The sequence below is a fragment of the Blautia wexlerae genome (assembly GCF_013300825.1).
Taxonomy (GTDB): Bacteria; Bacillota; Clostridia; order Lachnospirales; family Lachnospiraceae; genus Blautia_A; species Blautia_A wexlerae_B.
Genome location: NZ_JAAIMY010000001.1, coordinates 47,829 through 71,673 on the forward strand (window position 1 = coordinate 47,829; position 23,845 = coordinate 71,673).

The window sequence follows — 23,845 nt, forward strand, 5'->3', positions numbered from 1 at the left end:
ATTGCCCTGTACGGAAAATAAAAACATCCATCCATGGCAGAACAAGGAGGAATATTATGAAAAAATACAGCGACATGAGCAAAGAAGAACTGCTTACACTTAAAGCACAGCTGGATAAAGAATATGCAGAAATCAAAGCACAGGGCCTGGCCCTTGACATGTCACGTGGAAAACCATCAGCAGACCAGCTTGATCTCTCTATGGGATTAATGGACGTATTAAGCAGCGACTCAGACCTCAAGTGCGAAACAGGAGTAGACTGCCGTAATTACGGTGTTATCGACGGAATCCCGGAAGCTAAACGCCTCCTTGGAGAAATGTCCGAAGTAGATCCTGATCACATTATCATTTACGGAAACTCCAGCTTAAACGTCATGTTTGACAGTATTGCCCGTTCCATGACTCAGGGTGTAATGGGAAATACCCCATGGTGCAAGCTTGACAAGGTAAAATTCCTCTGTCCTGTACCAGGATATGACCGCCATTTTAAGATCACAGAATTCTTCGGAATCGAAATGATCAACGTGCCAATGACACCACAGGGACCGGACATGGACATGGTAGAGAAGCTTGTTAGTGAAGATGCATCCATCAAAGGAATCTGGTGTGTGCCGAAATACTCCAACCCACAGGGATACACTTACTCAGCAGAGACAGTAGACCGTTTTGCGCATCTGAAACCGGCAGCGCCTGATTTCCGTATCTACTGGGATAACGCATACAGCATCCATCATCTCTATGATGACAATCAGGACTTCCTTGTAGAAATCCTCGAAGCATGTGCAAAAGCAGGAAATCCTGACCTTGTATATAAATTTACATCAACATCAAAAGTCAGTTTCCCGGGTTCCGGTATTGCAGCAGTTGCAGCTTCCAAAGCAAATCTGGAAGATTTCCGCAGCTACATGCAGATCCAGACAATCGGACATGACAAATTAAACCAGTTACGCCATGTAAAATTTTTCAAAAATATCGACGGTCTTCATGAACACATGAGAAAACATGCAGCAATTCTCCGTCCGAAATTTGAAATGGTCCTTAACACACTGGACAGAGAACTTGGCGGTCTTGGAATCGGCGAGTGGACAAAACCACATGGCGGATACTTCATTTCCTTTGATTCAATGGAAGGATGTGCAAAAGCTATTGTTGCCAAGGCAAAAGAAGCCGGTGTTGTACTTACAGGAGCAGGTGCAACCTACCCATATGGAAAAGATCCGAAAGACTCCAACATCCGTATTGCACCAAGCTTCCCGACTCCTGAGGATCTTGGAAAAGCAGCAGAAGTGTTCGTACTCTGTGTTAAACTTACAAGTGTAGAGAAGCTGCTGGAAAACGCATAAAATAAAATAATCGTATTTACATTCAGGATAAATAATGTGATAATAAAACTGCCCGGCATAACTCCTTGCCGGGCGGTTGCTGTTTATAAAAAGAAAGGAGAGGATGCCGTGAGTACCAGAAAGAAAATCATGGTAACCCTGATCATAATCTTACTCCTGCTGACTGCCGGGGTATATGGATATGGTGCATATTATTTCACAGAGCATTTTTTACCGGGCTCAATGGTAAATGGATTCAACTGCTCTTATATGACAGTATCGGAATCTGAAGATCTGCTCACAAAGAAAGTAGGAGCATATGTTCTCACTATTGACACCAGAAATAATGGACAGGAGAGTATAACAGCAGAGCAGGCGGGACTAGCCTATGACTCAGACGGAAGTGTTGGTAAACTGATCAGGGATCAGGATCGTTTTACATGGTTTCTTGCTTTTAATCAGCACAGGAATTATGAAGTGTCCTCTTCCATTAAATATGATGAGAAGAAGATGGAAGCTGCCATATCCGGACTGAAATGTATGCAGCAGGAGAATATGACAGAACCTTCAGATGCACACATAGAAGAAAAAGACGATCAGTTTGTAATCATTCCTGAACAGCAGGGAAATGCGCTGAAAACGAAAAAAACGAATAAGGACATCATAGATGCCCTTGTCACAGGAAGGACACCGATCGATCTGGAAGCGGATGGATGCTACAAAGATCCCAAAGTTTACCAGAATGATAAAACACTGGTCAAAAACTGCGAACTGATAAATAAACTTACGGATGTAGTGATTACCTATGATTTTGATGACCGCACAGAGACAGTAGACAGAGATACAATTAAAAACTGGCTGACAACAGATGAAAACGGTCTTTACATACTTGACCAAAAGCAGATAGAGGCATATATCAGTGAACTGGCAGCTAAATATGACACAGTTGGAACAGAGAGAACATTTAATGCATATGATGGTCGTGGGATTACTGTTGGCGGAGGCAATTATGGTTGGAAGATTGATCAGAAAGAGGAGGTAAAGGAGCTTACCAGACTGATCAAAAACGAGGAAACCCAGGTCAGAGAACCTGTTTATTCTCATAAAGGTCTGGTCAGAAAAACAAATGATATCGGATATACGTATATAGAGATTGACCTGACAGCCCAGAGAATGGTATTCTATAAAGATGGAACACCAATCGCAGATGCGCAGATCGTATCCGGAAACCCATTTGTACCCAATTGTGCAACTCCGGCAGGCTGTTATACAACGGGCGAGATAAAGAGTGGATATACTGTAAATGGGGAAGATTATCCTTCGGCAGTAAATTACTGGATTCCGTTTGATGAGAATCTGGGAATCAATGATGCTCCGTGGAGAACAGCTTTCGGAGAACAGCTTTATGAATTTGAAGGAACTCATGGAAGTATCTGTGCGCCGGCTGATCAGATGCAGATCATTTACAACAATGTTGAGAAGAATACACCGGTTGTTATTTATGAATAAAGGAGAAGAGTAATGAAGATTGTAGTATTATCAGGAGGAACAAGTACAGAACGTACTGTTTCCATCACATCAGGAACAGGAATATGTAAAGCATTACGACAGAAAGGGCATCAGGCAATTCTTGTGGATATTTTCTGCGGTATTGAGAATGCAGACTGGGAAAATCCGTTCCCGTCAGAGTATGATGTAGATGCGGCATCAGAATATATATCGTCATTTAATGACAGGATTGAGCAGATGAAAAAAGAGCGAAGAAGCTTCTTCGGACCGAATGTGCTGAAGCTCTGCGAAGAGGCTGACATTGTTTTCCTTGGACTTCATGGTGCGAACGGAGAAGACGGAAAAGTGCAGGCAACATTTGACCTGATGGGAATCAAATATACAGGAACCGGCTATTTAAGCAGCGCTATGGCAATGGATAAAGGGATCACCAAGCAGATGTTTCTGATGAATAATGTGCCAACACCACGCGGAGTATCTATGGTAAAAGAAGAAATGACCACAGATCTGAAAGCATTTGGAATGGAATTTCCTGTAGTTGTAAAAACCTGCTGTGGCGGTTCCAGTGTGGGTGTTTATATTGTAAACAACCAGGCAGAGTATGAGCAGGCTCTCAAGGATGCCTATTCTTATGAAAATGAAGTTGTGATTGAAGAATATATCAAAGGCCGTGAATTTTCAGTGGCAGTTGTGGATGGAAAAGCTTATCCGATCATCGAGATCGCTCCGCTTCAGGGATTCTATGACTATAAGAATAAATATCAGGCAGGTTCTACAATTGAGACCTGTCCTGCTGAAATTTCACCGGAACTTACGGAGAAAATGCAGCATTATGCGGAAGCAGGAGCCAGAGCTCTGTTTATGGAAGGGTACTGCCGTCTTGATTTCATGATGAAAGAGAACGGAGATATGTACTGTCTGGAGGCAAATACCCTCCCGGGAATGACTCCGACCAGTCTGATTCCACAGGAGGCAAAGGTGCTGGGAATCGATTATCCGACCTTATGTGAGAAACTGATTGAAGTTTCCATGAAAAAATATAAATGATTTTTTAAGTTAAAGACATGATAACTGACAGGAAAGAAGATATATAAAATATTATGAAAAACTTAACTCTTGAAAATATCGCCCGTGTATGCGGCGGTACTTACTATGGTCCGGCAGATAAACTGCAGGAAGAAGTAATCTCTGTTACTACAGACAGCAGAAAAGCAGAAGAAGGATGCCTGTTTGTGCCTATTGTGGGTGAACGTGTGGATGCTCATAAATTTATTCAGCAGGTGATGGGGGCAGGGGCACTGGCAACTTTGTCAGAACGTGTACTTGAAAATGCTGATTTTCCGTATATTGTAGTAGAATCCTCTCTTCAGGCAGTAAAGGATATTGCGGAATTTTACTTAAAACAGCTTCAGATTCCGGTTGTGGGAATCACCGGAAGTGTTGGAAAAACAAGTACAAAAGAAGTAATCGCATCTGTCCTGAGTCAGAAATACCGCACTCTGAAAACACAGGGAAACTTTAATAATGAACTTGGTCTGCCGCTGACGGTGTTTCGGCTGCGTGATGAAGATGAAATTGCAGTTCTGGAGATGGGAATCAGTGATTTCGGAGAGATGACCAGACTTGCGCAGATTGCAAGACCGGACACCTGTGTGATCACAAACATTGGTACCTGCCATCTAGAGAATCTGGGGAACAGAGACGGAGTTCTGAAAGCAAAAACAGAGATTTTTCAATTTCTCAGACCGGACGGACACATTGTATTGAATGGTGATGATGACAAACTTGCTACAGTAAAAGGATACAAAGAAGTAAAACCTGTATTTTTCGGAATGGGCAATGGATGCCAGGTTTACGGTGATGAGATCGTAAGCAGGGGGTTAAAGGGAATGACCTGTACCATCCATCTGGGAGATAATGCATTTACAGTTGATATCCCGATGCCGGGCCGCCATATGGTATATAATGCGCTGGCGGCTGCAGCAGTCGGAAATATTTACGGGCTTACAACTGAGCAGATTAAAGCAGGGATTGAGAGTCTGGAACCGATCAGCGGTCGTTTCAGAATGATTGAAACGGATAAATTTCTGATCGTAGATGACTGCTATAATGCGAATCCTATGTCCATGAAGGCATCTTTGGATGTTCTGCAGGATGGTGCAGGACGCAGAGTTGCAATCCTTGGAGATATGGGTGAACTTGGCGAGAATGAAATACAGCTTCATGAAGAAGTTGGAGAACATGCAGGTAAATGTGATATTGATGTTCTTATCTGTGCCGGTAAATTGTGCAAAAATATGGCAGACAGAGCACAGCAGACAAATCCGGATCTGAAAGTCATCTATGAGCCGGACAGAGAAAAACTGCTGGAACATCTGGAAGGTTATGTTCAGAGTGGGGATACTGTTCTTGTGAAAGCATCCCATTTCATGAAATTTGAAGAAGTAGTTGCAAAACTGGAAAATATGTAAGAATTTGACGAACGATTTTTATTTTCACAGACTGTGGATGGCAGTATAATAGACTCATCAGTTATGAGCAAGCAGCGAAGCGGATGATTTTATCCGCTTGGATTAGGAGGATGTTATGCTGGAGAAAATCATGAATCTGCATCTCCTGCTTTATGCCATGTTAGTGCTGGGCGGATTTGGCACACTGGGGATGTTGGCCACACATCTTACTTACCGAAGACTGATCAGAAAAAATACAGATGTAAGATCAAATCTTAAAGAGAAATGGATGAAACTCTGGAAAACAAGAGACAAGCTGTTAAACCGTATGAACCGGCTGGTGTGGTATCCGTCGCTTTTCTGCACCGTACTTCTTGGACTGGCATTTTTTCTGTCGTCAGGGAACACCAAATGGGACGGAATGCCTCTGGCATATTTGTATGTGGGTGCACTGATCCCGGCCATATTGCTTCTGCTGAGGCAGGCACTGGATTTTACATACAGAGAAGAATTGCTTATAAATACTCTTTCTGATTATGTGGAGCATGTGCGGACATGGGTGGAAGAAGTGCCGGTGGCAGAGAAACCCAACGAAGCAGAGAAAGAAGAAATTGTTGAACATATTGCACAAAGCATCCGCCAGACAGCCGCCGCCGGAAGTCATTTCAGCATGATGCTGACACCGGAGGAAGAAGAAATTATGAGAGAAATCATAAGAGAATTTATGAAATAAATGTGGAAAGTATTTTTGAACAGGATCAGAAACAACGTGTATAACATAGAGTTTCTGGTCCTGTACGCATTTCATGGCCGGCTGATTAGTCATCTTCCTCAATTACCTGAATTTCCAGATAATCGAAATCAATCTGCTCTATAAAATTATCCTGATAAAATCTTGCTTTTCCGTGTTTCTTAAAATGTCTGATCGTGGATTCGAGCCAGATCGGATTTCCCAGATCCATTTCATAACAGATACTTTCTAGACCACGGAAAATCTTGTGAGTCCGGGTATCTTCAGAGTCATCGCAAATCACAGTATCTTTTAGTAAGTGATTGTCTTTCCATATTTTTCCCCATAAACGGAACATATTAATAATACCTCCCTGTCAGAACTGCCACAGGCGACAGAAATCTTAATTCAAATATCTGCCTGACCTGCTGTAAGCGACTTCAAGTATAACGGATTTCTTATTGAAAGTAAAGGAATACAGACGGTAATAACAGAAATAGCTTATCATCAGAATTGCAACGAAAACGTTTAAGCTAAAATTTAAAAAATTATAAAGAACAGTGAAAGATGTCGAAAAATATACGTGCAACAGAGATATGGATAAAAATTGAAAAAAGTAAAAATACACAAATAATTGGATTAAAAATAATACATTTTATATGAAAAGCATAATTTAAGCAAAAATACCATTGACAAATCCGTATATATGCTGTTTAATAAAGGAAAGAAAACGATTAAGTAGAACGAAACAAACAAAACTTGATCGATAACGTGTTTCGAAACCATATAAGAATGGAGAAACACCACACACCAAACAAATCATTTATTAAAAAAGGAGGTCACACAATGAAGAAAAAAGTCATGGCAGTTGCACTTGCAGCAGCAACAGTTGTATCAATGGTAGGCGCTACAGGCGTAAGCGCAGCTACAGAGGTTGCAAAGAATGATCTGGCTTACAAGGGAGAGCTTGAGATCATGCATTACTCCACATCAGAGGAGTCTGAAGGAAACGGTGGATCTGATGGATTTCGTACAACTCTTGCAGCATGGCAGGAAGCTCATCCGGATATCACATTGAACGAAAACGTTCTTGCAAATGCAGAATACAAGACACAGATCGCTACACTTGCAGCAGCAGACAACCTTCCGGATGTATTCTTACTTCAGGGTATGAATACAAGAGCATGGTCTGATCAGGGACTGGTTATGGATCTGACAGACACCATCAAAGCCTCTCCATATTATGATAACTATGATCAGGATTACTTCACACCATTTAAGGTTGGCGATAAGCTTTATGGATATCCGGTACTGACAGGTGGTACCTGTACAGTGGTTATCTATGATAAGGCTATGTGGAAAGAAGCAGGATACGATACATTCCCATCCACATGGGAAGATGTTGAGAAAGCTTCTGAATATTTCCAGGAGCAGGGCATTGATACTGTTGCATTTGGTAATGGTGGAAAATGGCAGGCAAACAGTGATTTCCTTTCTACTTTAGGAAACAGATACACAGGTAAAGACTGGTTCCAGGGTCTGATTGACAACAGCGGTTCCAAATTTACTGACGAAGCATTTGTAAAAGCTCTGACAGAAACACAGCATCTGTTCACAGAAACCAAGATCTTCAATGAGGACTTCAACTCTGTAACAAACGAAGATGCACGTGAGTACTATATCTCCGGTGATGCAGCAGCATTTATTGGTGGTAACTGGGATGAATCTTATATCGCAGCAACTCTGAAAGACAGCGATGAAGAAAAATACAACAACATCGGCTTTGCAGTTCTTCCGCAGCCTGCAGATGCAACAGAGGATCCTGATTCTCAGAACATCGGTCTTGGATATGCAGTAGCAATCAATCCTAAGGTTGCTGACGATGCAGATAAATTAGCAGCAGCTATCGACCTTGCACAGGAACTTACAGGACCTGCATTCTCCTCTTATGTAGCAGAGAACTATGCACTTAGCGGATTAACAAAGACAGATGATGTTGACCTGAGCAAATTCGATCAGATTACACAGGACTTCTACAACTATTCTTATGTTGATACAACAAAATGTGAGATTTATGACTCCTACATCAACAGCGCTGTATGGGATGTTCTCAACACAGATCTTCAGACTATGATGAATGGTGATATCTCTCCGGAAGATGTAGCTGCAAATGCTCAGAAAGCATACGAAGAGAACTATAAATAGATTATATAAATAAGAATATAAATCTATAAGCAATGACCGTTCTGCCCACTGCGGTGGGCGGAGCGGTTTTTGAGGCTTAGGAAGGAGATGTGCAGCATATGTTGACGACAATTAAACCTAAAACCAAAACTCTTATTTTATATCTGTGTCTGCCGGTTGCAATGTTTGTTTTTACGGTATTCGTTCCGCTGGTAACAGCTCTTGTATACAGCTTCTTTGAGTGGAAGGGCGGCCCGGTAAAAACCTTTAACGGACTTGCAAACTATGTTCAGTTGATTCATGATTCTACTTTCTGGCAGTCCTTTGGACATAATATTTATCTGGTAATCGCATGTATCATCGGACAGGTTGGCATTGCTTTCCTTCTGGTTCTGCTGGTTAATGCAAAAGCAACAAAATTAAAAGGTATGCACCGTACTTTCGGATTTTTCCCAAGTACGATCTCAGCTGTATGTATTGGTTTGATCTGGAACATGATCTATCATAACAAATATGGTCTGATCAACTGGTTCCTGAAAGCAATCGGACGTGCAGATCTGTGCCAGGTATGGCTGAATAATCCAAAGATCGTTATGCTTTGTGTAACAATTCCTCTGATTTGGCAGTACATAGGTTATTATATGGTAATTATTCTTTCCGCCATTGCTTCTATTGATACGGAAATTTTTGAAAGTGCTCAGATTGACGGAGCGAACGGACTTCAGACGGCATGGTATATTACCTTGCCATTGATCAAGAACACAATGCTTGTATGTATTACTCTTTGCGTAGCTGGTAATATGAAAGCTTTTGATAATATTTATGTTATGACGAAGGGTGGCCCGGGTACGGCATCCATGGTTATGGCAATGTACGGATACCAGATTTCCTTTAGTCAGAGTAATATGGGTTATGGTAGCTGTATTTCAGTAGCGATCTTTGTACTGTCGTTGTTGGTAATTGGTGGTTCTCAGGCGCTGATCAAATATCTTACCAGGGAAAAGGAGGCGTAGGTTTATGAATTCAAGTGCAAATGTACCGGCAACTCACAAAGTGAGAAAAGGAATTGCAGCTGTGCTCATAAATGCGGTCCTGCTTATTTTCTCCCTTTCCTGTATTTTCCCTATCGTGTGGATGATGTATTCCTCACTGAAGGAAAAACGAGTATTTAATGCAGATATTATGGGGCTTCCAAAGACCCCTACTTTGATTAATTATATCAAAATCCTTTCCAATAAGGATTACCATCTGGGACAGTCTATGTTAAACAGTGTAAGAACTACAGGCGTGTCTATTGTTCTTATTATTATATTCAGTTTTATTGTAGGCTATATTCTGGCACGTGTTCATTTTAAACTGAACCGTGTGCTATATATCATGTTCCTGATGGGTATGCTGATACCCATCCATTCTCTGCTGGTTCCTATCTATGTAGTATTCCAGAAATGCGGAATCAACAACAGATGGTTTACTTTGCTTCTTCCGTATGTATCCTTTGGTCTTCCTATCGGTATTTTCCTGGTAGAGGGCTATGTGAAATCCATTCCAGTATCGCTGGAAGAGGCTGCAGCAATTGACGGAAGTAACTTTACTCATACTTTATGGACGATTATTCTTCCAATCTGCCGCCCGATCCTTATAACCATTGCAATCATTCAGGTATTTAGTTGCTGGAACGAGTTTTCTTTCGCATTGGTTCTGATCAAGGATGTTGGTCTTCAGACTGTGCCGCTTGCCCTGACACAGTTTAAGGGACAGTTTGCATCCGATTATCCGAAGCAGATGGCTGCTATGCTGATCACTATGGCGCCGGTTGTTATTCTTTATTTTGCATTCAGTAAAGAAATTATCAAAGGTATGGTATCAGGAGCTGTTAAGGGCTGATATCATCCGTATTTTCTGAAATCCAGTCAAGAATCCCCTGGAAGGTGTGTGACTCCTTACTTTCTGGGGGATTTCTTTATATATAAGGCGTTTTTGGAGAAAATACGTATAGTCTTTTTTAAACACACTCTGGACTTGATTATTTCGGCGGAATATTCTATAATAAAACCTAAATTTCCATAAATTAGCGTGTCAAAGTGACGGTTCAGGAGAAAAACTGCATTTGTGATATGCAAAAAAACAGAATGGAGGAGACATTATGAAATTATACGATACCGGTGTGTATTTACTGAATGGTCAGAAGATCGTTCCGGAGGTTCAGGCAGATCTTCCTGTTTCCAAAGAGGAAGCCGCAAAAAATACAATTGCCTATTCGATTCTGAAAGCACACAATACTTCAGGGAATATGGAGAAACTTCAGATCAAATTTGATAAGCTGACTTCTCATGATATCACTTTTGTCGGTATTATCCAGACTGCACGTGCATCAGGACTTGAGAAGTTCCCGGTGCCATATGTACTGACGAACTGTCATAATTCACTCTGTGCAGTAGGTGGTACTATTAATGAAGATGATCATATGTTTGGCCTTACCTGTGCCAAGAAATATGGCGGCGTATATGTACCGCCTCATCAGGCAGTTATCCATCAGTTTGCAAGAGAAATGCTTGCAGCAGGCGGAAAAATGATCCTCGGTTCAGACAGCCATACACGTTATGGTGCGCTGGGAACCATGGCAATGGGTGAAGGCGGACCGGAGCTTGTAAAGCAGCTTCTTTCCCAGACTTATGATATCAATATGCCAGGTGTAGTGGCCATTTATCTTACAGGTTCTCCACGCCCGGGTGTAGGTCCTCAGGACGTTGCGCTTGCAATTATCGGCAAAGTTTTTGCAAACGGATATGTGAAGAATAAAGTTATGGAATTCGTAGGACCTGGTGTTGCAAATTTAAGTGCTGATTTCCGAATTGGTGTAGATGTAATGACAACAGAGACAACCTGTCTTTCCTCTATCTGGCAGACGGATGAGAAGATTCAGGAGTTCTATGAGATTCATGGCAGAAGTGAAGATTATAAAGAACTGAAACCGGGCGAAACAGCATATTATGATGGTTGTGTAGAGATTGATCTGGGTGAGATCAAACCAATGATCGCTATGCCGTTCCATCCAAGTAATACATATACAATTGATGAACTGAAGGCAAATCTGGATGATATTCTGGCAGATGTTGAGAAGAGAGCCCAGATCAGTCTGGATGGAAAAGTTCCCTATACATTGAGGGATAAAGTAATTGACGGTAAACTTTATGTGGAACAGGGAATTATTGCAGGATGTGCAGGCGGCGGATTTGAAAATATCTGTGCAGCAGCTGATATCCTTAAAGGTAAGAGTATCGGTGCAGATGCGTTTACACTGAGTGTATATCCGGCAAGTACTCCAATTTATATGGAATTGGCCAAGAATGGTGTTCTGGCAGAACTTCTTGGAACTGGTGCTGTTGTGAAGACTGCTTTTTGCGGACCTTGCTTTGGCGCCGGCGATACTCCTGCAAATAATGCATTCAGTATCCGTCATACAACCAGAAACTTCCCGAACCGCGAAGGCTCCAAAATCCAGAATGGCCAGATTTCTTCTGTTGCACTTATGGATGCACGTTCTATTGCGGCAACAGCAGCTAATAAAGGATTCCTGACTTCTGCTGAGGATTATACAGGCGGTTATACAGGTCAGAAGTATTTCTTTGACAAGACAATTTATGATAATCGTGTATTTGACAGTAAGGGTGTGGCTGATCCGAGTGTGGAGATTCAGTTTGGACCGAACATTAAGGACTGGCCGGAGATGGCAGCTCTTCCGGAGAATCTGATCGTGAAGGTTGTTTCTGAGATTCATGATCCGGTTACTACAACAGACGAGCTGATCCCGTCCGGTGAAACTTCTTCCTATCGTTCCAATCCACTTGGACTGGCAGAGTTTACACTTTCCAGAAAGGATCCTGCATATGTAGGTCGTGCGAAAGAAGTTCAGAAAGCTCAGAAGGCTATTCAGGAGGGCAAATGTCCGGTTGATGCATTACCGGAGATGAAGCCTGTAATGGATGTGATCAGGAAGGATTATCCGGATGTGAGCAAGGAGAATCTTGGTGTGGGAAGTACGATCTTTGCAGTAAAACCAGGTGATGGCTCTGCGCGTGAGCAGGCTGCTTCCTGTCAGAAGGTGCTTGGCGGATGGGCAAATATTGCCAATGAGTATGCGACCAAGAGATATCGTTCCAATCTGATCAACTGGGGTATGCTTCCATTCCTGATTAAAGAAGGGGAGCTTCCATTTACAAACGGAGATTATCTGTTCTTCCCGCAGATTCGTAAAGCTGTGGAGGAGAAGGATGATGTGATCAGAGGTTATGTTGTCGGTACTGAAGGACTGAAGGAGTTTGACGTGGCGCTTGGGGAACTTACGGATGATGAGCGTGAGATTATCCTTAAAGGGTGTCTGATTAATTATAATCGAAAATAGGAAGTAATGAAGATGCAGCAATCCTCTCTTTGCAGGTCAGGATTAGCTGCATCTTTTTTGTGTTGGAAGGGTTTTGACGGAAACATAAGAAGATAAAATATTCTGAAAATTATTAAATAAATGAAAATATTGTAAAATAAATGCAAATCATACAATTATAAACAGAAAATATTAAAATAAAATGCAAAAATGTATTGACAAATAATGGAGAGAGTGTTATTATAACACCATCAAAAGAAACAAGAAAACGAATTAAATAATCAAAGCAATTCATTCAATTCATAGCATATATAAATGTTCCAATGAAAAGGATGAAAATAAAAGAAAGGTTCGGGTGATTCCATTGGGAAAGAAGTTATAACTTAATCAATATAAGAGTGACGGGTATCGCATTTCCTGCAAGAAAGACCTGATACGGAGATTGTATAAAGAACATTTCCTTATATAGAATATACGCACAGTTCGATAAGGAAGAAATGTATCAAAGGTATTATAGAAGCGATAACTTATATTGAATATCTGTCACAGACCTGATACAGGGATTTTGGTAAATATGTAAAGAAATATTTATCGGAAGAGCATAACCCTTATCTCAGTAGTTAGCCTGAAAGCAGAGGTTCAGGTAACAGATAGACTGAAGGTAAGAACGATGTTTTGAGAGGCATATGAAATTTGATATATGGTTTGAAATCCTGCATCAGAAGAATATCAGGTACATAAAGTTACAGGATATTGAGTGAGAAATATTAAGGTACTTTTTCCGTGATACTTTACATAGTTCAGAACATCTGCCATTAATGTTCAATACATATGAAAAGCACATAAGAAAATTAAACAGTTATGAATTTAAGAAGTTAAGTTTATGATTGCTTAGCACGAAAAAATGGTGAAAAAGTGTATCCGATATTTCGCAAATGAAAAAATAAATTATAATCCGTGAAATTATAATTTGAAATCTATAAAACTTTCTAAGTAAATTCCAATGAACTGGATAACTGATATCATAGCATGGAAGCAGATGTGAATCAGATTAATAAACAGTACATATGGATTATGAGCAGGAAACAGGATAAGAATTTTAAATAAAGATAGAAAAATTTAATAGTGAAACCTATAAAGTAGTCTGTAAATAACATATTATTATAGAAAGAATACTAAGAGGAAAATAAATTGAATAACGAAGAACATTGAAACGGTCATCATTTTTGAAATTAAGAAAAGTAAAAAGTGATGACCGTTTTGAATGGTACTCGTGTATTCTTTTTAGCAGTGCTTATTTATTGTTTTGTCTGTTGCGTATAAGGCAATTTTGGGATATACTCTCCATGAAAAGGAGAGTTTTTTTATGTGGATAAAAGATATCAGAGACTATATTTTATATGAAGATAAAGATATTCTGGTCTGTCATAAACCGGCGGGGATCGCAGTTCAGAATGCACGTGTTGGCAGTATGGATATGGAGAGTCTTCTGAAGAATTATATTGCTCAGAAGGTGCCTGGTAAGATACCATATCTGGGAATTATTCACCGTTTGGATCAGCCGGTGGAGGGAGTTCTTGTGTTTGCCCTGAATCCGAAAGCGGCAGCAGATCTGAACAGACAGATGACAACAGGAAAAATAAAGAAGGTTTATCTTGCAATCACAGAGGGACATGCACAGGTGAAAAGCGCAAAACTGGTGAACTGGCTGAAGAAGGATAACAGGACTAACAGTTCCGCTGTAGTTACGGAGGGAACTGTGGGAGCGAAAAAAGCGATACTGTCATATGAAGTTCTGAAAACATGGAAAAGCGAAGAAGGGGTTCGGGATGATGGAGAGAGAAATCTGGTTCGGATTTATCTGGATACAGGAAGACATCATCAGATCCGTGTGCAGATGGCATATGCCGGAATGCCTCTGGTTGGTGACAGGAAGTATAATCCCTGTCAGAATGGCCGGGAACCTCTGGCTCTCTGTTCTGCTAAGCTGGGATTCTGGCATCCGGTGACGAAGAAACAGATGAAATTTCAGGTGAAACCTGTGGGTAGTGCATTTCTGTAGTTTCTACGTATAAAAGTGAAAAAGTGAAAAATCTGTAAAATCTCTGGACGAATTTCGTAAAGTGTGTATAATGTAGAAAGAAATATGCTGTTATGAGGTTTTCGGTAATTGTTCGGTGCTGATTATTTTGTGAAAGTTACGGAACAGATACTGATTTTGTTGTTTTGCAGTAATTGGATATTATTTTATGGGATTGCTGCAGTGTGCGGTTTAGCACTGAAAGGAAGAGGAAATTGAAATGAAAAGAGCGGCGGCAGCAGCGATAAGTTTAATAACAGGGCTGGCAATGCTGACAGGGTGCAGCAAAGCAGAAGTGGAAGAAACAATTCAGCCGTTGGTGGCAGACGCTATCGAAGAATCCGATTCAGAGGCAGAAGCAGTGAAGGAAGAGGATGAGAGTCCGTTGATCCCGGAGATTGATACAGATGTAAAAATCCATGCAGGTTCAAGGATCGCAGTGGTAAGCAAATGTGTCAAAGGTGAATATTGGAAGATGGTTAAGAAAGGCATGGAGGATGCGGTAAAGGAAATTAATAATGCATATGGTTATAAAAAAGATGACCAGATTACCATGACTTTTGAAGGCCCTGATAATGAAGAGGACGTAGAAACTCAGATTAATACAATAGATGCTGTTATTGCAGAGAATCCGGATGTTCTTTGTATTTCGGCAAGTGATATGGACTCCTGTGAGGCACAGCTTGAAGCTGCAAAGGAGAATGGAATTCCGGTTATAGCATTTGATTCTAATGTGGCCGAGAAGAAACTGGTGAGGGCATATCGGGGAACTGATAATGTACAGGTAGGAAAGATGGCTGCTTATCAGCTTGGCAGTGCACTTGGAAAGATGGGAAAGGTTGCGGTTTTTTCCGCACAGCAGAAGACAAAGAGTGTTCAGGACCGTGTAGAAGGATTTATGAATAATATCGGGAAGTACGGAGACATTGAAGTTGTGGAAACTATTTATTCTGATCAGGTAGATGATATGGAGGCTTCCATGAAGGAAGTTCTGGAAAAATATCCTACACTGGATGGTGTATTCTGCACCAATGCAGATATTACAGAGATGTATCTTGAACTGGACAAGGGAGATGTGAAGGATGCACCGGCACTGGTGGGTGTGGATGCTACAACGAAACAGCAGGAAGCTATCCGAAACGGGGAAGAGATTGGATGTGTTTCCCAGCAGTCTTATGCGATGGGATATCAGACAATCTGGGCAGCAGTGGAAACTACGGCTCCAAAAAAATCTGTGACAATTGAGAAAGAACTGCTTTTGAATCCGGCATGGATTGATGCAGAGAATCTTGATGATCCGGACAGCAGTGCATATCTTTATGCAGAATAGTAATACGGAATTTGTTATATATAAGGCAGAATTATATACGAAAGAGAAAGCATGAAAACAGTGAAGAGTTGTTTTCGTGCTTTTTTTGTACTTCTTCCGTTTTAAAAAATATAAATAGATCAGAAGCTTTGACTGTATAAAAAGATTTATATTGATGATATAATCACATACACGACATAAAAATAACAAAAAAATATTGGATGGACAAAAAATATTTGATAAAATTGTTTAATAAGATTGTAATTTTAAAGAATATATGATAAAATTTGACTATAAATTCTTGAAAATATATGCAAAAATTAAGCAAAAAGGAGAAGAAAATGAAACAATGGTCAGAGATCATCAGAAATGTCACCATGTTGTCGCAGCTTGGACTGTCTCTCATAACCCCTGTCCTGATATGTCTGGCAGTATGCTGGCTGATTGTTTCTAAGACCGGAGCTGGAGGATGGGTATATATCCCCGGTTTTTTCTTTGGTCTTGGAGGTTCAGGGACAGTGGCATATAAATTTTATCTTTCTATTAACAGACAGCAGAGGAAAGAGAACAAAAAGAGAAAAAACAAAGTATCATTTAACAGACATCTTTAGATTTATGGTCAGAGTAAATATGTGGGATAAAATGATATGGGAATAGAAGGGAGATTTGTATGAGTATTATAGAAAATGTTCAGCCTGCCGTAAAGAAGGAAACCGGGAAGGTAGCTGCCATCACCGGAATCGGGCTGATTCTGATGTGGATCGTGTTTGGAGTGCTGCATGCTTTCATGCCGCAGAAAGTACCGTTTGATTATACGGTATTTCTTGGAGGGGCAGTGGGAGCATGTGTGGCAGTCCTTAATTTCTTTTTTATGGGACTTGCAGTGCAGAAAGCAGCTGCAGCAACAGATGAGGACACAGCGAGAATGAGGATCAAAGCAAGTTACTCCCAGAGAATGCTGATCCAGATGTTGTGGGTGATCCTGGCAATCGTGGCACCCTGTTTTCATTTTGTGGCAGGAATCGTTCCTCTTTTATTTCCCGGAACAGGAATTAAAATTGCAGGAATTTTTCATACTAACAAATAGGTATTTCTATATCAAACCGGAACAGTACCGGGAGAGACGGGAGGTGAATAAAGAGTATGGAATTGGATATCAGCGGGGCAAGGATATTCTTTACATTACCCATTGATGTGCCTGTTCTCGGACCATTAAGACTCAGTGAGACAATGGTGGTAAGCTGGATTGTTATGATACTCATAACAGGTTTGTGTATCTGGCTGACACATGATCTGAAAGAAGAGAACATTTCCAAACGTCAGGCTGTGGCAGAGCTCATTGTAGAGAAGGCCAACAGCTTTGTAATCGGAAATATGGGTGAGAAATTCAGATACCTGATACCATTTGTTGCAGCACTTTTTGCAACCAGCGTGGTTTCCAACCTGATCAGTCTGATCGGACTTCGAAGCCCTACAGCAGACCTTTCTACTGAGGCTGCATGGGCAGTTGTGGTTTTCATTATGATCACAGCACAGAAGATAAAGACCAGCGGATTTGGCGGTTATCTGAAAGGATTTACAACCCCGATCGCAGTTATGACACCGTTTAATATTCTTTCCGAGCTGGCTACACCTGTCAGTATGGCGTGTCGTCATTTCGGAAATATCCTTTCCGGTGTGGTAATCAATGGCCTGATCTATGGGGCACTGGCAGTTGCAAGTTCCGCACTTCTGGGCCTGATCCCGGGTGCATTGGGAGATGTACTGTCAAAGATACCGATTCTTGATGTCGGTGTACCTGCGATAACATCGGTCTATTTTGACTGGTTTTCGGGAGTTATGCAGGCGTTTATCTTCTGTATGTTGACCGTAATGTACATTGCAAATGCAGCAGAAGAGTAGCAGAAACATGATTTGCCGGAGCAAAACGGCAGCGGTGATAACCGCAAAGAATGCTGAAATACAGCAGAAAAATTAATACCGCAGCAAAGGGGAAAAAGCTGCAGATTATTTTTAACAGGAGGGTTTTAATATGGATTTTCAGTTATTGGCAAAAGGTATCGCATTAGCAGGATGTGCAATTGGAGCAGGATGTGCGCTGATCGCAGGTATCGGACCTGGTATTGGTGAAGGTAACGCAGTAGCAAAGGCACTGGAAGCAATCGGACGTCAGCCTGAGTGCAAGGGTGATGTTACTTCTACCATGCTTCTTGGATGTGCCATCGCAGAGACAACAGGTATCTACGGTTTCGTAACCGGTCTGTTACTTATTTTCGTTGCACCTGGTATGTTCATGAACTTCCTGAGCTGATAAAAACAGCTGAGATGCCGTATATCACAGATTAAGCGGCATCTGATACGGAACCTGTGGATAATTCCGGCAGCAGCCGGAGAATGATCCGCATAAGTATAGACAGGAGGTTACAAACATGCAGGTACAGGAATTAGTTGGAATTGTGCCGTGGAATTTTATAGCGACGATTTGCAACCTTTTTATTCAGGTATATCTGATTAAACGTTTCCTCTTCAAGCCCATCAATGAGATGCTGGAAAAGCGCAAAGCAAAAGCGGATGCCCAGATCCAGGATGCAGTGAAGGCAAAGGAAGAAGCCCAGGCAATGAAAGCAGAATATGAAAAGAATATGCAGGAAGCCAAGAATAAGGCAAATGACATTGTGATGACAGCTCAGAAAACAGCAGCTATCCAGAGTGAAGAGATGCTTAAGGAGGCTTCCAGTCAGGTAACTGCCATGAAAGAGAAGGCAGAGAAAGACATTGCACAGGAGAAACGTAAGGCAGTCAACGAGATCAAGGGAGAAATCGGCGGTATGGCTGTTGAGATTGCCGGAAAAGTGATCGAGCGCGAAATTAGTGAAGAGGATCATGCAAAACTGATTGATGAGTTTATTGAGAATGTAGGTGAGGCATCATGACAAAAACTGCCAGAGTTTACGGCGGAAGTCTGTATGACCTTGCCGCTGAAGAAAAGCTCGATGGACAGATCATGGAGCAGATGATCGCGATCAGACAGATTTTCAGGGAGAATCCGGGATATCTGAAATTGCTGGGAGAACCGGCAATTCCTGAAGATGAGAGACTTAAGATGATTGAAGAGGCTTTCGGAGGGCAGGCAGAGAGATATCTGGTGAATTTTCTGAAAATATTGTGTGAACGCAAGATTCTGAGAGAGTTTGCCGGATGCTGCGAAGAGTTTATCAGACGCTACAACAGTGCACATGGAATTGCGGAGGCAGTGGTTACCAGTGCAGTGAAGCTCAGTGAGACTCAGATGGAAGCTCTGAAAGCGAAGCTTGAGAAGCTAAGCGGAAAGAAAGTGTATCTGGTTCAGAAGACAGATGCATCTGTTCTTGGCGGACTTCGCGTGGAACTGGAGGGCGTACAGCTCGACGGTACAGTACAGAGCCGCATTTCCGGTATTTCGAAGAAACTGAATGAATTGGTAGTATAAGGAACTGGATTCCGGATTTGAGAATCGTACTGTATGGGTATTTGACATATGGATATGAAAAATCTTTAAATTTCTGAATTCAGACAGCGCAAAATAATAGAATATAAAAGGATGGAATGGAAACATGCAATTAAAACCTGAGGAAATATCCAAGGTCATCCGAAGCCAGATAAAATATTACGAAAATGCCATTCAACAGAACGAGACAGGTACGATCCTTATGGTTGGGGACGGTATTGCCAGAGCCAGCGGACTGGTAAACTGTATGTCAGGAGAACTTCTGGAATTTGAGGACGGAAGCTTCGGTATGGCACAGAACCTGGAGGAGAACAGTGTCTCCATCGTAATCTTTGGTTCAGATGAGAACATTGGTGAGGGTCAGACCGTAAAGCGTACAGGCAAGGTCGTGTCTGTACCTGTAGGTGACGCCATGGTTGGGCGTGTTGTAAATGCACTGGGACAGCCAATTGACGGAGCAGGCCCGATTGATACAAAAGAATTCCGGCCGATTGAGAGCAAGGCACCTGGAATCTGTGAGAGAAGATCTGTATATCAGCCTCTCCAGACCGGTATCAAAGCCATCGACTCCATGATTCCTATCGGACGTGGACAGCGAGAATTGATCATTGGTGACCGCCAGACTGGTAAAACTACAATTGCTACAGATACCATCATTAACCAGAAGGGAAAAGATGTGATCTGTATTTATGTAGCCATTGGACAGAAGCGTTCCACAGTAGCTACATTAGTAGAGAACCTGACCAGAAACGGCGCAATGGATTATACTATCGTTGTGGCAGCTACAGCATCTGAGTCAAGCCCGCTGCAGTATATAGCACCCTATTCCGGATGTGCAATGGGTGAATACTTTATGAATAAGGGAAAAGATGTGCTGATCATCTATGATGATTTAAGTAAGCATGCAGTTGCATACCGTGCACTTTCCCTGCTGATCCGTCGTCCGCCCGGACGTGAGGCATATCCGGGTGACGTTTTCTATCTGCATTCCAGACTTCTGGAACGTGCAGCGAAGCTGGATGATGAACATGGCGGCGGCTCTATGACAGCACTGCCGATCATCGAGACACAGGCAGGTGACGTATCTGCCTATATTCCTACTAACGTTATTTCTATTACAGATGGACAGATTTTCCTGGAGACAGAGTTGTTCCACTCAGGAATCATGCCTGCTGTAAACCCGGGTATCTCCGTATCACGAGTTGGTGGTGATGCGCAGATCAAGGCAATGAAGAAGGTAGCAGGAACACTGAAACTGATTTATTCCCAGTACCGTGAACTGCAGAGCTTCGCACAGTTTGGCTCTGATCTGGATGCTGATACAAAGGCACGTCTGGAACAGGGTGCACGTATTGTGGAAGTTCTGAAACAGAACCAGAATGCACCGGTTCCTGTAGAGAAGCAGGTTGCGATCCTTTATGCGGTTACAAAGGGTGTTCTGGAATCAGTAAAAGTGGAAGACGTAAATGTATATGAATCAGGATTATATACCTATCTGGATACAGATGCAGCAGGCGTAGAGGTTATGCAGGAGATTCGCTCAACAGGTAAGCTGGAGCAGGAAACAGAGCAGAAGCTTCGCAGCGTACTGGATGCGTATACAGAGAACTTCCTGAATACAAGACCTGAGAAATAAAGTGATTAGGAGGGTATCGTATGGCTTCGAATATGAAAGCGGTAAAGCTGCGTATCAAGAGTGTACAGAGTACCATGCAGATTACCAAGGCCATGGAGCTTGTAGCGTCCTCCAAACTGCGTAAGGCAAAGGAACGTGCAGAGGTATGCCGTCCGTACTTTACAGAACTTCATGAGACATTGAAAGAGATTGCAAGGGAGAATACAGATTTCTCATCCGTTTATGCGAAAGAGTCTTCCAACAATAAAACCTGCTATGTAGTGATCGCAGGTGACAGAGGACTGGCAGGCGGATATAATGCAAACCTTTTCAAATGTCTGGAGGCTTCTGCTGAAGGTAAGGACTACATGGTTCTGCCGGTTGGAAAGAAAGCAGTAGAATATTTCCGCCAGAGGGAGATTGAAGCTCTGACAGAACAGTTTGCAGAAGTGGGAAGTATTTCTGTGGCGGACTGTTTTGAGATGGCAAATATGCTCTGCACGGAATTTCGAAAAGGAACCTTTGGTCATATTGAATTATGCTATACTGTCTTTGATTCCATGCTTTCTCAGCAACCGGAGGTATTTTCCATGCTTCCTATGACTGATATCAGAGAGGAAAGCGGAGGTAAGATAGAGACGAAGAATCTGATCCTCTATGAACCGGACGGAGAGACAGTATTTGATGCCATTGTTCCGGAATATCTGGCAGGACTGGTTTATGGCGGTATCTGCGAAAGTACCGCAAGTGAACTGGCAGCCAGACGTATGGCTATGGATGCAGCCACAAGTAATGCGGAAGAGATGATTGATCAGCTCAATCTGTATTACAACAGGGCACGTCAGGCCAGCATCACGCAGGAGATCACGGAGATTGTTGCAGGTGCAGAAGGTCTTTAATATAATTTCCAACAGATAGGAGATTACTAACATGAGTGAAAAACACATTGGCGAGGTAGTGCAGGTTATCGGTCCGGTATTGGATATCCGCTTTGCGCACGATGAACTGCCGCCTCTTCTCAATGCCATAGAGATTGATAATGATGGCGCAAAGCTGGTTGCCGAGGTTGCACAGCAGGTTGGTGATGATGTGGTAAGATGTATTGCCATGAATTCTACTGACGGTCTGGTGCGCGGTGCCAAAGCTCTGGATACAGGCGGTCCCATTTCTGTTCCTGTAGGTGAAGAATGTCTGGGACGAGTATTTAACCTTCTGGGTGACCCGGTAGATAATCTTCCGGCACCGGAGGCAAAGGAACGCTGGTCTATCCATCGTCAGGCTCCTTCTTATGAAGAACAGATGCCTGCAACAGAAATCCTGGAGACAGGTATCAAGGTCGTTGACCTGATCTGCCCTTATGCAAAGGGTGGTAAGATCGGTCTTTTCGGTGGTGCAGGTGTAGGAAAAACAGTTCTTATCATGGAGCTGATCCACAACGTAGCAACTGCACACGGCGGACTTTCCGTATTTACAGGTGTAGGAGAGCGTACACGTGAGGGAAATGACCTTTACAATGAAATGAAAGAAAGTGGAGTTATCGACAAGACTGCGCTGGTTTACGGTCAGATGAACGAGCCGCCCGGAGCACGTATGAGAGTTGGACTTTCCGGACTTACCATGGCGGAATACTTCCGTGATGAGAAGAACCAGGATGTGCTCCTCTTTATTGACAATATTTTCCGTTTTACACAGGCAGGTTCTGAGGTGTCTGCTCTTCTGGGACGTATGCCTTCAGCCGTAGGTTATCAGCCTACACTGGCAACTGAAATGGGTAACCTGCAGGAACGAATTACTTCCACAAGAAAGGGTTCCATCACATCTGTACAGGCTGTATATGTGCCTGCCGATGACCTGACTGACCCGGCTCCTGCAACTACATTCTCACATCTGGATGCAACAACTGTACTTTCCCGTGAGATCTCTAGCCAGGGTATTTATCCGGCTGTTGATCCTCTGGATTCCACAAGCCGTATCCTTTCTCCTGAGATCGTAGGAACAGAGCATTATGAGATTGCCAGATCAGTACAGAGAGTTCTTCAGCGTTACAAAGAGCTTCAGGATATCATTGCCATCATGGGTATGGATGAGTTGTCTGAGGAAGACAAACGTACTGTAAGCCGTGCCCGTAAGGTTCAGAGATTCCTGTCACAGAGCTTCTCTGTAGCAGAACAGTTCACAGGTATGCCTGGTAAATATGTTCCTCTGAAGGAAACACTGAGAGGATTTAGAATGATCCTGAACGGTGAGTGTGATGACATTCCTGAGAGTTATTTCCTGTTTGTGGGAACCATCGATGAAGTGTTTGAAAAAGCCAAGAATCAGTAAAGGGGGAAATGTCCTATGAGTACTTTCCCGTTGAGAATCGGAACACCGGACGGATTGCTCTTTGAAGGTAATGTGGAGCGTGTGATCTGCAGAACTGTCAGTGGTGATCTGGCTATTCTTGCCAGACACTGTAATTACTGTACTGCCCTGGGAATGGGTGAAGCAAGTGTGGTAATGGAAGACGGCAGCAGACGAACCGCAGCCTGTATTGGTGGGATGCTTTCTGTTATGAACGGAAAGTGTCGTGTCCTTGCAACTACCTGGGAGTGGAAAGAGGATATTGATGAGCAGCGCGCGCAGGAAGCTAAGAAAAGAGCTGAGGAGATGATCGCCAAAGGTGGTTTGAGTGATCATGATTATAAGATTGTGGAGGCTAAGCTGCAGAGGGCGTTGGTGCGTTTGAGTGTGAAGAGCTGAGAAAATAAGAGTTATTAAAAGACTGACAGGAAATCC

22 protein-coding genes are annotated in these 23,845 nt (G+C 42.4%); 21 read left to right on the forward strand and 1 reads right to left on the reverse strand.

Going from position 1 to position 23,845, the window contains the following annotated elements; translation table 11 throughout:
- Positions 1 to 56 precede the first annotated feature (56 nt).
- The 5 genes from G4417_RS00220 (at position 57) to G4417_RS00240 (ending at position 6,014) form a co-directional block, all read left to right on the forward strand.
- Positions 57 to 1,343: an aminotransferase gene (locus G4417_RS00220; protein ID WP_173682221.1), complete on the forward strand. Its 1,287-nt coding sequence runs from the start codon at positions 57 to 59 to the stop codon at positions 1,341 to 1,343.
- 108 nt (positions 1,344 to 1,451) lie between these two features.
- Positions 1,452 to 2,831, forward strand: coding sequence for a L,D-transpeptidase family protein (locus G4417_RS00225; RefSeq protein ID WP_330598044.1), 1,380 nt, complete (start codon positions 1,452 to 1,454; stop codon positions 2,829 to 2,831).
- 12 nt (positions 2,832 to 2,843) lie between these two features.
- The gene (locus tag G4417_RS00230; protein ID WP_173682223.1) at positions 2,844 to 3,878 is read left to right on the forward strand and encodes a D-alanine--D-alanine ligase family protein; all 1,035 of its coding nucleotides are present in this window, start codon (positions 2,844 to 2,846) and stop codon (positions 3,876 to 3,878) included.
- Between the two features lie 53 nt (positions 3,879 to 3,931).
- On the forward strand, positions 3,932 to 5,302 hold the full coding sequence (locus tag G4417_RS00235) for a UDP-N-acetylmuramoyl-tripeptide--D-alanyl-D-alanine ligase (protein ID WP_173682224.1): 1,371 nt from the start codon (positions 3,932 to 3,934) through the stop codon (positions 5,300 to 5,302).
- 115 nt (positions 5,303 to 5,417) lie between these two features.
- Entirely contained in the window at positions 5,418 to 6,014 is a 597-nt protein-coding gene (locus G4417_RS00240; RefSeq protein WP_173682225.1) for a hypothetical protein, read from the forward strand.
- Positions 6,015 to 6,099: 85 nt separating this feature from the next.
- Here the strand turns inward: G4417_RS00240 and G4417_RS00245 are convergent, their stop codons facing one another.
- A complete protein-coding gene (locus G4417_RS00245; protein WP_173682226.1) occupies positions 6,100 to 6,369 on the reverse strand; it encodes a hypothetical protein in 270 nt (89 codons plus the stop codon).
- A gap of 488 nt (positions 6,370 to 6,857) precedes the next feature.
- Here G4417_RS00245 and G4417_RS00250 point away from each other — a divergent pair, with 488 nt between their 5' ends.
- From G4417_RS00250 to atpC, 16 genes are all read left to right on the forward strand, one after another.
- Positions 6,858 to 8,216, forward strand: a complete 1,359-nt coding sequence (locus tag G4417_RS00250) for an ABC transporter substrate-binding protein (RefSeq protein ID WP_173682227.1) — start codon at positions 6,858 to 6,860, stop codon at positions 8,214 to 8,216.
- 98 nt (positions 8,217 to 8,314) lie between these two features.
- Positions 8,315 to 9,208: a carbohydrate ABC transporter permease gene (locus tag G4417_RS00255; RefSeq protein WP_173682228.1), complete on the forward strand. Its 894-nt coding sequence runs from the start codon at positions 8,315 to 8,317 to the stop codon at positions 9,206 to 9,208.
- 4 nt (positions 9,209 to 9,212) lie between these two features.
- Positions 9,213 to 10,079: a carbohydrate ABC transporter permease gene (locus G4417_RS00260; RefSeq protein WP_173682229.1), complete on the forward strand. Its 867-nt coding sequence runs from the start codon at positions 9,213 to 9,215 to the stop codon at positions 10,077 to 10,079.
- A gap of 259 nt (positions 10,080 to 10,338) precedes the next feature.
- Complete coding sequence (locus G4417_RS00265; RefSeq protein WP_173682230.1) at positions 10,339 to 12,597, forward strand: hydratase; 2,259 nt, start codon at positions 10,339 to 10,341, stop codon at positions 12,595 to 12,597.
- 1,345 nt (positions 12,598 to 13,942) lie between these two features.
- Positions 13,943 to 14,638, forward strand: coding sequence for an RluA family pseudouridine synthase (locus G4417_RS00270; RefSeq protein WP_173682231.1), 696 nt, complete (start codon positions 13,943 to 13,945; stop codon positions 14,636 to 14,638).
- A 238-nt stretch (positions 14,639 to 14,876) separates the two neighbouring features.
- Positions 14,877 to 15,986 (forward strand): substrate-binding domain-containing protein, encoded by a 1,110-nt coding sequence (locus G4417_RS00275; protein WP_173682232.1) that lies wholly within the window; start codon positions 14,877 to 14,879, stop codon positions 15,984 to 15,986.
- Between the two features lie 320 nt (positions 15,987 to 16,306).
- Positions 16,307 to 16,576: an AtpZ/AtpI family protein gene (locus tag G4417_RS00280; RefSeq protein WP_055201082.1), complete on the forward strand. Its 270-nt coding sequence runs from the start codon at positions 16,307 to 16,309 to the stop codon at positions 16,574 to 16,576.
- A 59-nt stretch (positions 16,577 to 16,635) separates the two neighbouring features.
- On the forward strand, positions 16,636 to 17,052 hold the full coding sequence (locus G4417_RS00285; RefSeq protein WP_173682233.1) for a hypothetical protein: 417 nt from the start codon (positions 16,636 to 16,638) through the stop codon (positions 17,050 to 17,052).
- Positions 17,053 to 17,108: 56 nt separating this feature from the next.
- The gene (locus tag G4417_RS00290) at positions 17,109 to 17,867 is read left to right on the forward strand and encodes a F0F1 ATP synthase subunit A (protein WP_173682234.1); all 759 of its coding nucleotides are present in this window, start codon (positions 17,109 to 17,111) and stop codon (positions 17,865 to 17,867) included.
- A 130-nt stretch (positions 17,868 to 17,997) separates the two neighbouring features.
- Entirely contained in the window at positions 17,998 to 18,276 is a 279-nt protein-coding gene (atpE, locus tag G4417_RS00295) for an ATP synthase F0 subunit C (protein ID WP_008704968.1), read from the forward strand.
- A 118-nt stretch (positions 18,277 to 18,394) separates the two neighbouring features.
- Positions 18,395 to 18,898, forward strand: a complete 504-nt coding sequence (gene atpF, locus G4417_RS00300) for a F0F1 ATP synthase subunit B (RefSeq protein WP_019162980.1) — start codon at positions 18,395 to 18,397, stop codon at positions 18,896 to 18,898.
- Complete coding sequence (gene atpH, locus G4417_RS00305; protein WP_173682235.1) at positions 18,895 to 19,434, forward strand: ATP synthase F1 subunit delta; 540 nt, start codon at positions 18,895 to 18,897, stop codon at positions 19,432 to 19,434. Before atpF ends, atpH begins: the two co-directional genes overlap by 4 nt.
- Before the next feature lie 124 nt (positions 19,435 to 19,558).
- Positions 19,559 to 21,088 (forward strand): F0F1 ATP synthase subunit alpha, encoded by a 1,530-nt coding sequence (atpA, locus tag G4417_RS00310; RefSeq protein WP_008704965.1) that lies wholly within the window; start codon positions 19,559 to 19,561, stop codon positions 21,086 to 21,088.
- 20 nt (positions 21,089 to 21,108) lie between these two features.
- Positions 21,109 to 21,966: an ATP synthase F1 subunit gamma gene (gene atpG / locus G4417_RS00315; protein WP_022380877.1), complete on the forward strand. Its 858-nt coding sequence runs from the start codon at positions 21,109 to 21,111 to the stop codon at positions 21,964 to 21,966.
- Positions 21,967 to 21,997: 31 nt separating this feature from the next.
- Positions 21,998 to 23,392, forward strand: a complete 1,395-nt coding sequence (gene atpD / locus G4417_RS00320) for a F0F1 ATP synthase subunit beta (protein WP_008704959.1) — start codon at positions 21,998 to 22,000, stop codon at positions 23,390 to 23,392.
- A 15-nt stretch (positions 23,393 to 23,407) separates the two neighbouring features.
- The gene (gene atpC / locus G4417_RS00325; protein ID WP_008704958.1) at positions 23,408 to 23,809 is read left to right on the forward strand and encodes an ATP synthase F1 subunit epsilon; all 402 of its coding nucleotides are present in this window, start codon (positions 23,408 to 23,410) and stop codon (positions 23,807 to 23,809) included.
- The last annotated feature ends 36 nt before the right edge of the window (positions 23,810 to 23,845 follow it).

Bases quoted from the DNA above. Each gene is read 5' to 3' on its own strand.
- G4417_RS00250 (WP_173682227.1), top strand. From the start codon at position 6,858: ATGAAGAAAAAAGTCATGGCAGTTGCACTTGCAGCAGCAACAGTTGTA.
- atpF (WP_019162980.1), top strand. From the start codon at position 18,395: ATGCAGGTACAGGAATTAGTTGGAATTGTGCCGTGGAATTTTATAGCG.
- atpE (WP_008704968.1), top strand. From the start codon at position 17,998: ATGGATTTTCAGTTATTGGCAAAAGGTATCGCATTAGCAGGATGTGCA.
- G4417_RS00220 (WP_173682221.1), top strand. From the start codon at position 57: ATGAAAAAATACAGCGACATGAGCAAAGAAGAACTGCTTACACTTAAA.
- G4417_RS00255 (WP_173682228.1), top strand. From the start codon at position 8,315: ATGTTGACGACAATTAAACCTAAAACCAAAACTCTTATTTTATATCTG.
- atpA (WP_008704965.1), top strand. From the start codon at position 19,559: ATGCAATTAAAACCTGAGGAAATATCCAAGGTCATCCGAAGCCAGATA.
- atpH (WP_173682235.1), top strand. From the start codon at position 18,895: ATGACAAAAACTGCCAGAGTTTACGGCGGAAGTCTGTATGACCTTGCC.
- atpD (WP_008704959.1), top strand. From the start codon at position 21,998: ATGAGTGAAAAACACATTGGCGAGGTAGTGCAGGTTATCGGTCCGGTA.
- G4417_RS00240 (WP_173682225.1), top strand. From the start codon at position 5,418: ATGCTGGAGAAAATCATGAATCTGCATCTCCTGCTTTATGCCATGTTA.
- atpC (WP_008704958.1), top strand. From the start codon at position 23,408: ATGAGTACTTTCCCGTTGAGAATCGGAACACCGGACGGATTGCTCTTT.
- G4417_RS00265 (WP_173682230.1), top strand. From the start codon at position 10,339: ATGAAATTATACGATACCGGTGTGTATTTACTGAATGGTCAGAAGATC.
- G4417_RS00245 (WP_173682226.1), bottom strand. From the start codon at position 6,369: ATGTTCCGTTTATGGGGAAAAATATGGAAAGACAATCACTTACTAAAA.
- G4417_RS00230 (WP_173682223.1), top strand. From the start codon at position 2,844: ATGAAGATTGTAGTATTATCAGGAGGAACAAGTACAGAACGTACTGTT.
- G4417_RS00280 (WP_055201082.1), top strand. From the start codon at position 16,307: ATGAAACAATGGTCAGAGATCATCAGAAATGTCACCATGTTGTCGCAG.
- atpG (WP_022380877.1), top strand. From the start codon at position 21,109: ATGGCTTCGAATATGAAAGCGGTAAAGCTGCGTATCAAGAGTGTACAG.
- G4417_RS00275 (WP_173682232.1), top strand. From the start codon at position 14,877: ATGAAAAGAGCGGCGGCAGCAGCGATAAGTTTAATAACAGGGCTGGCA.
- G4417_RS00260 (WP_173682229.1), top strand. From the start codon at position 9,213: ATGAATTCAAGTGCAAATGTACCGGCAACTCACAAAGTGAGAAAAGGA.
- G4417_RS00290 (WP_173682234.1), top strand. From the start codon at position 17,109: ATGGAATTGGATATCAGCGGGGCAAGGATATTCTTTACATTACCCATT.
- G4417_RS00285 (WP_173682233.1), top strand. From the start codon at position 16,636: ATGAGTATTATAGAAAATGTTCAGCCTGCCGTAAAGAAGGAAACCGGG.
- G4417_RS00270 (WP_173682231.1), top strand. From the start codon at position 13,943: ATGTGGATAAAAGATATCAGAGACTATATTTTATATGAAGATAAAGAT.
- G4417_RS00235 (WP_173682224.1), top strand. From the start codon at position 3,932: ATGAAAAACTTAACTCTTGAAAATATCGCCCGTGTATGCGGCGGTACT.